Genomic DNA, 13422 nt, shown 5'->3' on the forward strand with positions numbered 1-13422 from the left:
GGGGGGCCCCCGCGGGGGCCCCTACCCCCCCCGGGGGGGGGGGTTTTTGGGGGGGGGGGCGGGGGGGGTCCCCCCCCCCCCCCCCCGGGGGGGGGGGCCCCCCCCCCCCGCGCCCCGCGCCGGCCCGGCCCCGGCCTGCCGGCGACCTCCGGACGGCATCGGCCGGGCCGGCCGGCCACACTGCGGCTCCCCCCGCTCAGGCACCACGAGGGCCACGCGAGAACCCCGGTCGCGCCAAGGTCAAGCCGCTTCGCGGTCGCCTACGGCGAGCCTTGACACGACCAGGGAACCTCGCGCAGCGACAAGCCTGCCTGATCGAGGAGATCCCGCAGACGCGCCGCGGGCATGCCCACAATGGGCCATCCATGGGCCAGTGGCCGCGAGGCGCAGCGGTCACGAGCGGGCACGAGGGACAAGCCAATCCGTCCCTGCGACAAGAGACTGTGCAGTCCGGTTGATGCGTGCGGGGTTGCCGGCTCCACGGAGAGGTTGTGCTCTAATCGCGGAGCACCGGTGCAGGTAAGTAATCATGACCACACGATGACACCAGGGCCCAGGTGTGGAGTGGATAGATTCCAGAATCAGATCGAGGCGGCGCAGCGCAGTAGCGAGGATCGGATCGAGGCGGCACGCCGTAGCGGTGCCTCCTCGTTGGATCTGAGTGGTCTCTCGTTGGGAGCCCTACCGGAGTCGCTGGGCAACCTGACCGCCCTCACCGAGCTGCTGCTGGTCGGCAACCGGCTCACTGCGCTGCCGGAATGGCTGGGTAACCTGACCGCCCTCACCCGGCTGGGCCTGGGCGGCAACCAGCTCACTGCGCTGCCGGAGGCGCTGGGTAACCTGACCGCCCTCACCTGGCTGGGCCTTTCTGGTAACCAGCTGCAGGCGCTGCCGGAGTCGCTTTGCAGCTTGACCGCTCTCACCTGGCTGGACTTGGCCAACAACAAGCTCTCGGCGCTGCCGCAATGGGTTGGTGCCCTGACCGCCCTCACCTGCCTGGACCTGACCGAAAACCGACTCACTGTGCTGCCGGAGTCGCTGGGTAACCTGACCGCGCTCACCCGGCTGTTCTTGACCGAAAACCAACTCACCGTACTGCCGGAGTCGCTGGGTAACCTCGCAGCCCTCACGCGGCTGGATCTGGCCGGCAACCAGCTCGCCGCGCTGCCGGAATGGCTGTGCAATCCCACCGGCGGCGAGCCGATGAACACACCTTTGCAGGCCTGGATCGACGACACCCGCACCACCGTGGACGGCCCTGCCGACCTGGACGCCATCCTTGACCGCGTACCGCCCAGCGGTGTCTCGCTGATCAGCGAAGACGGTGCGCGGAGTCTGCACATCACCCTTCATGCGGACCGCTCCGCCCTGGTATGGGAGAGCGAGGACGAAATCATGCTCAGCTGGGGACCAGTGCCGCTTGGCGCCCCACCCGGCCAGACAGTCGCCGACGCCGAATACGCATTCTCTGACCCGTGGTTCACCGCCGCAGGCGCTGAACCCTTCGATCTCACCGAAGAACAGGCCCGTCAAGCAGGGCACGAATTCCTGCGCACGGGCGTACGCCCCAGCAACGTTCAATGGGTTGACAAGCCGTAGGGTTCGCCCGGAATAACACACGCAGCCTTGTGAATGCTGCTTGATCTTGTGGGTGGTTTTCGTTCCGCTCTATCTGACCGCGACGGGGCGCAACCCCTTCGCTCGCAGCGGCGGTTGACAGTCGAGGGGCGGCCTCGCCTCGACCGCCCCTGACGCACCGTTGCCCGGAACGCTCCCACCTTGCCGCTGATCAGCAGGAATACCAAGCCGGACCGGATCACCAGGCCATTGCCGTCACGGTTCGGCAGTTGAGGAGGCTCCCGTTGTCGGTCTGGCACGACGTGAAGGTCACGCTCGTCCCCTCAGGGATGCTCAAGTCCAGGGTGTGACTGGTGTTCGCACCGCTGGTCAACCGGTAGTCGTTGTAGTGCATGCCGTTGTCGTACCACTGGGCCCCCACGTAGACGCCCCGACCATCCGCGTACGAGTCGATCGCGACCAGGCGCTCGCCATATGCCCAGAACTCACCGTCACCCACCGCTATGCCGTCGTGCCAGAACATGATCCAGCAGTCCCGGCCGCCGGGGTCGTTGGACGCCGCTCCGCAACTGCTCGTGTAGTAGTCGGCGTAGGCGGCGGTGGACGTCACCCCGACCAGCACGGCGGCCATCGCCGCGACGATGCCCACCCTTGCGCGATTCCGCATGATCACTCCTTGGTCCATTGAGGAGGGATGACTATGTCATGATCGCTGCCTCCACGGAAGGGTTCCTGGTGGCGCGCTCGTCGGATGTCCATCGACCGTCATCCGGGGCGGCGGCGACGGCTGCGTACGATGCGGGCCGGGCATCCCCTCGTCGGGTGGAGGTAGGCACGGATGTCAGGCCAGCAGGACGGATTCGCCCTCGGCGTCGACCTCGGCACCTCGAACACGGTGGCCGTGCTGCGCTGGCCCGACGGCCGGACCCGCCCGGTGCTCGTGGACGGGCACCCGATCCTCCCCTCCGGCGTGTACGCCGACCCCGAGGGGCAGCTGCACGTCGGGCGGGACGCCCAGCGGCGGGCCCAGGTCGACCCGGCCCGGTACGAGCCGAACCCGAAGCGCCGGGTGGACGAGGAGACCGTCGAGCTGGGCGGGCGGGCGTACCGGCCGGCGGAGCTGCTCGCCGCGACGCTCCGGGCGGTCGCGGACGCCGCGGTGGCCGCGACCGGATTCCTACCACCGGCGGTCGTCACCCACCCGGCGGCCTGGGCGGCGCCGCGCCGGCAGGTGCTGCACGACGCCTTGGAGCTGGCCGGCTGGCCCGCCGCCGCCGAGCACACCCTGTCCGCCCCGATCGGCCCCGGCACCCGGTTGCTGCGTGAGCCGGTGGCCGCGGCCCGCCACTACACCCAGGTGCTGCGCCGGCCGGTGCCCGTCGGCGGCTCCGTCGCGGTGTTCGACTTCGGCGGCGGCACCCTCGACGTGGCCGTGCTCCGCAACGAGGGCGCCGACCCGTGGGGCGACTCCGGCTTCCACCTGGTCGCCACCGGTGGCGTCGCCGACCTCGGCGGCCTGGACCTGGACGCCGCGCTGCTGGGGCGGGTCGGCGAATTGGTCGGCCTGGCGTACCCCCGACACTGGGCCCGGCTCACCGATCCGGGGACCACCGCCGAGTGGCGGGACCGACAGCAACTCTGGGACGACGTCCGCGGCGCGAAGGAGATGCTCTCCCGGTCCACGGTCGCGCCGGTGGCCGTACCGGGGGTGGAGGCGGTGGTCCACCTCTCCCGGGAGGACCTGGAACGGCTCGCCGCGCCACTGCTCGCCCGCGCTGTCGCCGAGACCCGGGAGGTGATCGCCTCGGCGGGGCTGACCCCCGGGCAGCTCTCCGGTCTCTTCCTGGTGGGCGGATCGACCCGGGTGCCGCTGGTGGCCCGGCTGCTCCACGCCGGCCTGGAGATCGCCCCGACCGTCCTGGAGCAGCCGGAACTGCCGGTGGCCGAGGGGGCGCTGACCGACCTCCCGTTGCCCCGGCGGACCGGCCGGCCGGCGAGCGTCGTCCCGGCCCCGGCCGGACCGCCGGACACTCTCCCCACCGAGCCCGCCGCCGGGTCGCCCGACATCCGGCCCACCGAGCCCGCCGTCGGCCCGCACGGCACCCTGCCGGTGAGCGCGCCGCCGGCCGTCGGCCCGCACGGCACCGTGCCCTACGCCGCTCCGGCGCACTCCGCACCCGCCGGAACCATGGTGGCGGTGGGTGGGCCCACGCCACCGGGAGCGGCGTACGCCATGGCCGGTCATCCCGGTCCTGCCGCGCAGCCGGGAGCCGGCCCGGCGGGCGTACCCCACGGGGTGCCGCCGGTCTCCCCCGCGGCGGGCGGCGCGACCCGGCCGGCGCGGAGCCGGCGGGCCGTCTGGATCGCGGTCGGCGCCGGCCTCGTGGTGGTCGCCGTGGTGGCCGCCACGGCGTGGTGGGTCTTCCGGGACCGCTACCCGGCGCTGGACTTTCACACCCCGAAACTGGTCGCGCGGGAGGCGACCGGCGCGGAGCGACCGGGAGAGACGTTCACCGCCGTGACGGCCGACCGCGCCTACCTGGCCTACCCACTGCCCGACGACCACCTGACGGTGGTCGCGCTCGATGCCGGAACCGGCACGGTGCTGTGGCGCAAGGCCACCCGGACGAGCGCGGACCGGTGGGCGGGCATTCGAGCGCTCCCGGACGGGGTCGCCGTGTTCGCCGACGCGTCCGGGGACAGCACCCCCCGCGACCTGCTGGTCCTCGACGGCTCGGGCGACGAGCGGTGGCGGCTGAGCATCCGCGGCGACGACGCCGTTTACCTCACCGGCAGGACGGCGGTCTGGCTCGACCGGACCGGCAACCGACTGGCCGGGCTGCGGCTCAGCGACGGTCAGGAGCAGTGGAACCGGGACAACCCACGCACCGAGTACGGGGACGCTCGCACCGAGGTGCTGCCGGTCCCCACCGGCGAGGCGCTGGACGGACCCGGGTACCTCGACGGCGTGCCGCGGGCGCCCTGGCTGGGCGACGCCGACCGGCTGGTCCAGGTCGGGGCGGACCGGTCCGTGCGGGTCATCGAGATGGACAGCGGGAAGATCCTGCGCAGCCGGAAGAACGTCGCCGACGTCGACGACCCGGTGGCGGCCAGCAACGACCGGCTCTACGTGATCGAGGACAACCGGGGCTTCCGGCTGCTCGCGTACGACCTGGGCAGCCTCGACCTGCCCGCCATGCTCTACACCTCGCCGGGCGAGGGCAGCCGGGCGAAGTCCCTGGTGACCTGCGGCGAGCACCGGGCCTGCCTGCTGGAGGCGCCGGACTCCGGGCCCGACGGGACGAAGGTGGTGGCCGTCACCGAAGGGAAGAAGGCCCGGAGCTGGCCGGCCCCGAAGGCCAAGACCCTGGTCCCGCTGGGCGAGCACCTGCTCGCCGAGGGGGACTTCCCGACGTCGACGGTCACCCTCTTCGCCCCGGACGGCCGGGCGGTGCTGCGAGACCGGGCCGGGGTCGCCGCCCGGCTGGACGCCGGCAACATGCTGCTCTTCGCCGAGGCACCGAGCTCCGTCGAGGACGACCGCAGCCTCGCCGGCATGGCCGTCGGCTCCGCCGAACCCGTCGAGATGGGCGAGCTCAAGGACGTCCGCAGCGAATCCTGCTCATGGAACACCGAGGTGATCGCCTGCGGCGCGGAGAAGGAACTGGTGGTCTACCGCTTCGCCGGCTGACTCACCCCCACCGGCCCGATCCGCTGGCCTCCCCCGCTCAGTCCACCGGGCGACGGATGAACCGCGCCGGGCCGGGTAATGCGACCGCCGTCCTGGTGGAGTGACGACCGGCGTCGCGGCGCTCCGCGACCGGGCACGCGGGCGGGCGGCAGCGCGCCGACCCGCCCGCGGCCACGGCGGTTCAGTTTCCGGTGACCCAGTTCCAGGCGGTCACGACCCACTCGGTCTGCTGCAGGTAGGCGACTCCTACGCCGGCCAGGAAGAGCCCGGTCAGCAGGTGCGCGCCCCGGGCGCTGCGCCGGATCCGGCCGAGTTGCCGCTCCCAGACGAGCCGGCCGACCAGGCGCGCGAGCGCGAAGAGGCCGACCGCGGTGAGCAGGCTGAGCACGAACGTGAGCAGCGGAGCCGTCAGGTTGCCCCGACCGGAGATCGCCCAGACGCCCCAGCAGACGAAGGCGAAGAGCGCGCCGGCCGCGCTCCAGTTTCCGCCCCGGCGCAGCTGCGCCAGGCGCCAGCTCATTGGCCGGCGGGGAGCGGAGTCACCCGACCAGCCGGTGGGGTCGGCGGTGGGGAACTGCTCGGTCCGGGGCGTCCGCCGTGGCCCCACCTGGGCGACGCCGCGCTGGTACGCGTCCCGCTGCGGTGGCACCACGCCGACCCCGGGCTGCGGCGGCACCTCCAGGGTGCGCTCGGCCCACGGCTGTGTCTGGTCCGCCATCTCGTGTCCTCCCCCTCGACCGACGTGGCCTCGGTTCCGAGGGTAGCGAGCCGGCAAATCGGTCGCCGACCCCGCATGTGATGGGCTACACACGGGCGATGACAGACGTGACGGTGCCGCGCGCGGAGGACTTCGACGAGATCTGGGGGTTGCTGGCCCTGGCCTTCCACAGCGACTCCGACCCCGAGCTGCGGGAAGTCGAGCGCGGGGTGTTCGAGCCCGAGCGCGCCCTGCTGGTCCGCGACGGCGGGACGGCGGTGGCGCACGCCGCCGCGTTCACCAGGGAGCTGGCGGTGCCCGGCGCCAGCGTGCCGGCCGCGCACGTGACGATGGTCTCAGTCCTACCGACCCACCGCCGGCGCGGCCTGCTCACCGGGTTGATGAGCCGGCAGCTCCGGGAGATCCGGAACGCGGGTCGCGAGCCGGTCGCGGTGCTCTGGGCCAGCGAGGGCCGGATCTATCCCCGCTTCGGCTACGGTCTCGCCGCCCAGCGGTACACCCTGGTCTGCCAGACCGCCGAGCTGCGCCTGCCGGAACCGGCGTCCGCCGTGGGCACGCTCCGCCTGGACCGACCCGCCCCGCACGGGGCCGAGCTGGCCCGGCTGTACGAGCGGGTGCGCGCCGACCGCCCCGGCTGGTCGAGCCGGGACGAGCGCTGGTGGGCGTACCTGCTCGCCGACCTGAAGAGCCTGCGAGAGGGTGCGACCGAGCGCCGGGTGCTGCTGCACGAGGGCCCGGCGGGCCTGGACGGGTACGCGCTCTACCGGACGAAGGACAGGTGGGAACGGAGCGGCCCCCGGGGCGAGGTCCGGGTCGACGAGGTCGTGGCGGCGACCCCGGACGCGTACCTGGCGCTGTGGCGGTTGCTGCTGTCGATCGACCTGACCCGGCAGCTGTCGTTCCGTGCCGCCGCCGTGGACGAGCCGCTGCTGTGGCTGCTGAACGAGCCGCGCGGCCTGGGCGCCCAGCTCTCCGACGCGCTCTGGGTACGCGTGGTCGACCTGCCCGCCGCGCTGGCCGCCCGCCGGTACGTCACCGAGGTCGACGTGGTGGTGGAGGTGACCGACGACCTGCTGCCGGAGAACGCCGGCCGGTGGCGGCTGGTCGGCGGTCCGGCCGGCGCCGAGTGCGTCGCCACGACCGCGCCGGCCCAGCTCGCCTGCGACGTACGCGCCGTCGGCGAGCTCTACCTGGGTGGGGCCGGGCTGGGCGCGCTCGCCGCCGCCGGACGGGTGCGGGAGCTGGTGCCGGGGACCGTGGCGGCGGCCGGTCCCGCCTTCGGCTGGCACCGCGCGCCGGCCCCCATGGAGGTCTTCTGACGCCCGAGGCGGTGGTCCGGGCCGGTACGGTCGGGTGATGGGCGATGCGGAGCGCCGGCGACGCCGGCTGCGGCACCACGGCGACGGCGAGACGCCGGACGGCGAGAGCCCGACCGCGACCACGAGCGCGGTGGACGACGAGCCGCCCCGGGGGCGCCGCCCCGGCCCGGCCGCCGAGGAGGGCGAGCGCGGGCTGCGCGGGCTGGTCGGCTCGGGGTCCTCACAGGTCAGCGTGACCGCCGCGCTGCGGGCCCGGGATGCCGCCCGGCCGAGCGACGAGGACCTGGCCGAGGCCGAGGCCCGGGTGGTGATCGTCAGACGGAACTGGGTGCCCCGCGACGAGCTGCCCCGCACCGGTCGCTGACCGGTCGACGGGTCCGGCCGGTGGCCACGCGTCAGGCCGGCAGGTCGGGAAGCTGGCGGCTCTGCTCGTAGGCGGCCACCTGGGCGATCCGGCGGGAGTGCCGGGGGTTGCCCGAGAACGGGGTGGTCAGGAACGCCTCCACCAGGGCGGTCGCCTCGTCCAGGGTGTGCTGGCGGGCGCCGACGGCGACGATGTTGGCGTCGTTGTGCTCGCGCGCCAGCTGGGCGGTGTCGATGTTCCAGGCGAGCGCGGCGCGTACGCCGGCGATCTTGTTGGCGGCGATCTGCTCGCCGTTGCCGGAACCGCCGATGACCACCCCGAGGCTGCCCGGGTCGCTGACCACCCGGTCACCGGTGTGCAGGCAGAACGCCGGGTAGTCGTCGTCCGGGTCGAAGGCGTGCGGGCCGACGTCGACCACCTCGTATCCCTGCTTGGCCAGGTGGTTGGCCAGGTGCACCTTCAGCTCGAAGCCGGCGTGATCGGATCCCAGGTAGACGCGCATACCGCGCAGTCTGACAGGCCCGCCCCCGTGCCGGCGCGCGGGCGGCGGCACCGAGGCGGATTCGTCACAGGTTCGCCTACGCCAGCTCGGCGACGACCAGGCCGGCCCGCGCCTTCGGGGTGAACCAGGTGCTCTTGCGGGGCATCTTCTCCCGGGCCAGGTTGACCGCGACGAAGTCGTCCACGGTCACCGGGGCGATCAGGATCGCCAGCTCGGCCCGGCCGGCGTCGACCTCGCCGGTGAGCCAGCTCGCCGGGTAGTCGCCGCCGACGTAGGTGATCCGCTTGTCGCCCGGGTCGAGGCCGAGCGCGTCGCGCAGCAACAGCCGCTCGACCAGCGCGTGGTCGAGGTTGTCCAGCCGGCCGCCGTTGACCTGCGGCAGGGTGACCGCGTACCCCTGGCCGGCCAGGTAGAGGTGGACGGCGCCGCCGGCCGCCGGGACCTCGACCGGGCCGTCGATCGGGTTGATCTCCGCGCCGGCGGCGCGGAGCCGGTCGAGCAGCTCCGCGGGAGTGGTGGTCAGCTCGCTGACCAGCCGGTTGTAGGGCTGGATGGCGACCGAGGCGGGCGTGGTGATCACCGACAGGAAGCGCGGGAAGCCGCCGGTCTGCGCGGCCAGGCTGCGGTGGTTGCCGTCCGCGACCACCAGCTCGCCGCCGCCGGCCAGCGCGGTCAGCTCGTCCTGCTCCGGACCGGGGCCGACCAGCCAGATCGCGTGGGTCCGCCCGGTCTGGTCGACGTCGGTCGCCGCGGGCGCACCGGCCGCCTCGGTCGCCGTCGCGAGCGCGGCGTGCAGCTCGTCGCCGCGCCCGGTCTGCAGCAGGAGTACGGGCGAGAGCAGGTGGCGCAGCGCGCCGGCCAGGGCGACCCGTTCCCGCACCTTGGCGATGAAGACGTCCTCATTGCGGATCACCAGGCCGGGCTCGTCGGCCCGGGTGGAGATCTGGTCGGTGTCGACCATGGCGAACAGCCCGTACGCGCTCTCCTCGCCCGGCGCGCTGATCCGGTAGAGCACCACGACCTGCTCGGCCGGCGTGTAGCTGCCATCCGCCTTGGCCTCGGCGAGGCGGGCCGCCGCGTCGGGGAGCGCGTCGAGGAAGGACTTCCCGAGGCTCTCCGGCGCCCGGTGGGGCATCTCGATCCCCAGGGCACTGTGCGGGTTCGCCTCGACGATGGCGGTGATCTCCGCGTCGTCGGCGAACTCGTCGTAGTTCTGCGCGCCGGTGCCGCCAGTGGTGATCCAGGCCCGGGCGATCGGATGCACGACCGTCATGCCCGCTGACGCTACCCGCGCCGGTGGGCACGCCGGCGCCGGACCCGCAGCACGTCCACCAGATGAAAGGAGGGCCCCCTGCTCAACTCCTCAGCGCGCTGGACCGGACCGTGCCGGGGATCCGGGGCGGGAGGCTCACGTCGGCGGGCGGGGTCAACCGGGAAGTGGCCACCACCCGGGCCACGCCGACCACGATCGGCGGCGCCAGCAGGTCGACCAGCTCGGCCGGCAGGGTGGGCCGGACCGCCGGCCAGTAGCCCTCGGCCACGGACCAGTACGTCGCACCGGAGTCCTCGGTCGCCGTCACCGGCGCGGCGTCGGACGTACGGCGGTGCTTGGCCATGGGAACGCCTCCAGGAGCTGCCAGGGTGCGGCCCCGCGGGCCGCCGGCTGGAACACCAGGTCAAACGAACCCCGCGCCGCCGGGGTGACGCCGGCGGCGCGGGGTTCGAGGTGTCACCCGGGGTCCCCTGCTCTACCGGAGGCGTCGAGAAGGGGCCCTTCCTTGCGCCCTCAGTCGAAGATCGGGCCTAGGTCCCGGGTGCGCTTCAACTCGTAGAAGCCGGGGGTGCCGGCGACCAGCAGGACGCCGTCCCAGAGCCGGCCGGCCGCCTCGCCCTTCGGCGCCGGGGTGATCACCGGGCCGAAGAAGGCGACCTTGCCGCCGTCCGGGCCAGGGGCGTGGATCACCGGAGTGCCGACGTCGGTGCCGACCGGGCGCATGCCGGCCTCGTGGCTGGCCCGCAGCGCCTCGTCGTAATCGGTGGAGTCGGCGGCGTCGGCGAACGCCGGGTCCAGCCCGACGTCGGTGAGCGCGCCGACCAGCATGTCCCGGCCGAGTTCCTCCTTGCCCAGGTGGATCCGGGTACCCATGGCGTGGTAGAGCTTCGCCAGCGTCTCCCCGCCGTGCGCCTGCTCGACGGCGATGCAGACCCGCACCGGGCCCCAGCCCTTCTCCATCAGCTCCTGGTACTGCTCGGGCAGCTCCCGGCCCTCGTTGAGCACGGAGAGGCTCATCACGTGGAAGCTGATGTCCACGTCCCGGACCTGCTCGACCTGCAACAGCCAGCGGGAGGTGATCCACGCCCACGGGCAAAGCGGATCGAACCACATGTCCACGGCGCCACGTTCGGTCACGGTGATATCCCTTCACGACTCCGCGCGCCGGGACCCCGGCGCCTTCCCCCTGATCCTCACCCCGGGTGGCATCGGCCGGTACCGGAATGAGAGCGTGACCTCGGCCACCGCAGGGTGTAACCACATGGAAGACTCGGTGGACCGGTCGCCACGAGCGGACCGGGGCGGCCGGTGCCGCGGGACGCGGCGAGACGAGTGGGATGGAGACGAACAGTGCCGGGAGTGCGCAACCTGACCCAGGTCGAGGCTACCGAGCGGGCCCGCCTGCTCGAGGTGACCGGGTACGACATCAGCCTTGACCTGTCGACCGCCGTGCAGGCCACCGGTCGCACGTTCCGCTCGGTGACCGAGGTCCGCTTCCGCTGCGCCGAGCCGGGGGCGACCACGTTCATCGAGACGGCCGCCGAGTCGGTGCGGTCCGCGACGCTCAACGGCGCGCCGGTCGACATCTCCGGCTGGTCGGCCGAGAAGGGCCTCACCCTGACCGGCCTGGCCGCCGAGAACGTCCTCGTGGTCGACGCCGACTTCGCGTACTCGAACAGCGGCCAGGGCCTGCACCGCACGGTCGACCCGGTCGACGGCGAGACCTACCTCTACAGCCAGTTCGAGACGGCGGACGCGCAGCGGGTCTTCGCCTGCTTCGACCAGCCCGACCTGAAGAGCATCTACGCCTGGCACGCCACCGTGCCGGACCACTGGCGGGTGGTCTCCAACATGCCGGTGGAGCGGGAGGAGCCGGCCGGCGAGGCGCTCAAGACCGTCCACTTCGCCGAGTCGGCACGGATGAGCACCTACATCACCGCGCTCTGCGCGGGGCCGTACCACGAGGTGCGGGACAGCCACGACGGCATCGACCTGGGCGTCTTCTGCCGGGCCTCGATGGCGCGGTACCTGGACTCGGACGACCTGTTCCTGATCACCAAGCAGGGCTTCGACTTCTTCCACGAGAAGTTCGGGGTGCGCTACCCGCTGCCGAAGTACGACCAGCTCTGGGTGCCGGACTTCAACGCCGGCGCGATGGAGAACTTCGGCTGCGTCACGCACGCCGAGTCGCACTACATCTTCCGCTCGCAGGTCACCGACTTCGAGTACGAGCAGCGGGCCAACACGATCCTGCACGAGCTGGCGCACATGTGGTTCGGTGACCTGGTCACCATGCGCTGGTGGAACGACCTGTGGCTGAACGAGTCGTTCGCCGAGTGGGCCAGCCACTGGTGCAACACCCACGCCACCCGGTTCGGCGACGCGTGGACGACCTTCCTGTCCATCCGCAAGAACTGGGGCTACCGGCAGGACCAGCTCTCCTCCACCCACCCGGTCTACTGCGAGATGCCGGACCTGGAGGCGGTCGAGGTCAACTTCGACGGCATCACCTACGCCAAGGGCGCCAGCGTGCTCAAGCAGCTCGTCGCCTACGTCGGCGAGGAGCCGTTCCTGGCCGGCCTGCGGGCGTACTTCGGCAAGCACGCCTGGGGCAATGCCACCTTCGACGACCTGCTCTCCGAGCTGGAGGCCGCCTCCGGCCGGGAGCTGCGCAAGTTCGCCGCGCAGTGGCTGGAGACCGCGCAGGTCAACACGCTCCGCCCCGAGGTCACCATCGGCGCCGACGGCACGTACGAGCGGGTGCTGGTCCGCCAGGACGCGCCGGCCGGGCACCCGACGTTGCGTACCCACCGGATCGGGGTGGGCCTCTACGACCTGACCGACGGCCGGCTGGTCCGCCGGGAGCTGGTCGAGGTGGACGTGACCGGTGAGGCGACCGAGCTGGACGTGCTGCACGGCAAGCCGGCCGCCGACGTGCTGCTGCTCAACGACGAGGACCTCACGTACACCAAGCTGCGGCTGGACGAGCGGTCGATGGCCACCGTGGTGCAGCACATCGCCGGTTTCGACGCGTCGCTGGCCCGGGCGCTGTGCTGGACCGCCGCCTGGGACATGACCCGGGACGCCGAGCTGGCGGCCCGGGACTACGTGGCGCTGGTGCTGGCCGGGCTGCCGGCGGAGACCGACATCAACGTGGTCACCGCCACCCTGCGCCAGGCGACCACCACGCTAACCTTCTACGTCGACCCGGCGTGGGCGCCGACCGGCTGGGCCGAGCTGGCCCGTACCGCCAAGGACGCCCTCACGGCGGCCGAGCCGGGCAGCGGCTTCCAGCTCGCCTGGGCCCGGGCGTACATCTCGGCGGCCCGCTCCGACGAGGATCTGGCGACGCTGCGCGGCTGGCTGGACGGCGTCGACGTGACGGCCGGGCTGACCGTGGACACCGAGCTGCGCTGGACGGTGCTCCAGTCGCTGGTGGCCAACGGCGCGGCCGGGGCGGCCGAGGTGGACGCCGAGCTGGCCAAGGACCACACCGCCAGCGGCGAGCGGGAGGCCGCGTACGGGCACGCCCTGGTGCCCACCGCCGAGAACAAGGCGGCGGTGTGGGTGCAGCTCACCGGCCCGGAGGCGCTGCCGAACTGGCGCAACCGGGCGCTGCTGCAGGGCTTCACCCACCCGGCGCAGGTGGAGCTCACCGCGCCGTACCGGGAGAAGTACTTCGCCACCGTGGCCCAGGTCTGGGCGCAGCGGGACAGCGAGCCGGCGCAGGAGTTCGTCCAGCTCGCCTACCCGGCGTACCTGGTCGCGGAGGAGACGGTGACGGCCACCGACGCCTGGCTGGCCCAGGAGGGCCACCCGGCGCCGCTGCGCCGGCTGGTGGCCGAGGGCCGCGACGGCGTGGTCCGCGCGCTGAGGGCCCGCGCCAAGGATGCCCAGAGCGCCTGACGGAGAAAGTGCGCGGCCCGGGGCCGGCGTGGGCGGAAGCCCGCGCCGGCCCCGGGCTGTCGTAGCGTTCG

At 73.0% G+C, this 13422-nt stretch carries 11 protein-coding genes; 5 read left to right on the top strand and 6 right to left on the bottom strand.

Annotated elements, in window-relative coordinates; translation table 11 throughout:
- Positions 1-564 precede the first annotated feature (564 nt).
- A complete protein-coding gene (locus tag ACFYOS_RS15820) occupies positions 565-1599 on the top strand; it encodes an Imm1 family immunity protein (RefSeq protein WP_387141110.1) in 1035 nt (344 codons plus the stop codon).
- 217 nt (positions 1600-1816) lie between these two features.
- On the opposite strand, the gene ACFYOS_RS15825 is transcribed toward ACFYOS_RS15820, so the two are convergent.
- Positions 1817-2245, bottom strand: coding sequence for a hypothetical protein (locus ACFYOS_RS15825; protein WP_387141113.1), 429 nt, complete (start codon positions 2243-2245; stop codon positions 1817-1819).
- A 171-nt stretch (positions 2246-2416) separates the two neighbouring features.
- On the opposite strand from ACFYOS_RS15825, the gene ACFYOS_RS15830 reads away from it, so the two are divergent.
- A complete protein-coding gene (locus tag ACFYOS_RS15830) occupies positions 2417-5269 on the top strand; it encodes an Hsp70 family protein (protein ID WP_387141116.1) in 2853 nt (950 codons plus the stop codon).
- 181 nt (positions 5270-5450) lie between these two features.
- Here the strand turns inward: ACFYOS_RS15830 and ACFYOS_RS15835 are convergent, their stop codons facing one another.
- Entirely contained in the window at positions 5451-5987 is a 537-nt protein-coding gene (locus tag ACFYOS_RS15835; RefSeq protein ID WP_387141119.1) for a hypothetical protein, read from the bottom strand.
- Positions 5988-6085: 98 nt separating this feature from the next.
- On the opposite strand from ACFYOS_RS15835, the gene ACFYOS_RS15840 reads away from it, so the two are divergent.
- A complete protein-coding gene (locus tag ACFYOS_RS15840; RefSeq protein WP_387141122.1) occupies positions 6086-7306 on the top strand; it encodes a GNAT family N-acetyltransferase in 1221 nt (406 codons plus the stop codon).
- A 37-nt stretch (positions 7307-7343) separates the two neighbouring features.
- Positions 7344-7670 (top strand): hypothetical protein, encoded by a 327-nt coding sequence (locus tag ACFYOS_RS15845; protein ID WP_387141125.1) that lies wholly within the window; start codon positions 7344-7346, stop codon positions 7668-7670.
- A gap of 31 nt (positions 7671-7701) precedes the next feature.
- On the opposite strand, the gene ACFYOS_RS15850 is transcribed toward ACFYOS_RS15845, so the two are convergent.
- The 4 genes from ACFYOS_RS15850 to ACFYOS_RS15865 form a co-directional block, all read right to left on the bottom strand.
- On the bottom strand, positions 7702-8172 hold the full coding sequence (locus ACFYOS_RS15850; RefSeq protein ID WP_387141128.1) for a ribose-5-phosphate isomerase: 471 nt from the start codon (positions 8170-8172) through the stop codon (positions 7702-7704).
- A gap of 76 nt (positions 8173-8248) precedes the next feature.
- The gene (locus tag ACFYOS_RS15855) at positions 8249-9445 is read right to left on the bottom strand and encodes a DUF1015 family protein (protein WP_387141130.1); all 1197 of its coding nucleotides are present in this window, start codon (positions 9443-9445) and stop codon (positions 8249-8251) included.
- 82 nt (positions 9446-9527) lie between these two features.
- On the bottom strand, positions 9528-9788 hold the full coding sequence (locus ACFYOS_RS15860; RefSeq protein ID WP_387141133.1) for a hypothetical protein: 261 nt from the start codon (positions 9786-9788) through the stop codon (positions 9528-9530).
- 170 nt (positions 9789-9958) lie between these two features.
- Positions 9959-10558, bottom strand: a complete 600-nt coding sequence (locus tag ACFYOS_RS15865) for a disulfide bond formation protein DsbA (RefSeq protein WP_387141493.1) — start codon at positions 10556-10558, stop codon at positions 9959-9961.
- 246 nt (positions 10559-10804) lie between these two features.
- On the opposite strand from ACFYOS_RS15865, the gene pepN reads away from it, so the two are divergent.
- Complete coding sequence (gene pepN / locus ACFYOS_RS15870; protein ID WP_387141136.1) at positions 10805-13351, top strand: aminopeptidase N; 2547 nt, start codon at positions 10805-10807, stop codon at positions 13349-13351.
- Positions 13352-13422: the final 71 nt, after the last annotated feature.

It is taken from the genome of Micromonospora sp. NPDC005806 (genome assembly GCF_042871425.1).
Classification (GTDB): Bacteria; Actinomycetota; Actinomycetes; order Mycobacteriales; family Micromonosporaceae; genus Micromonospora.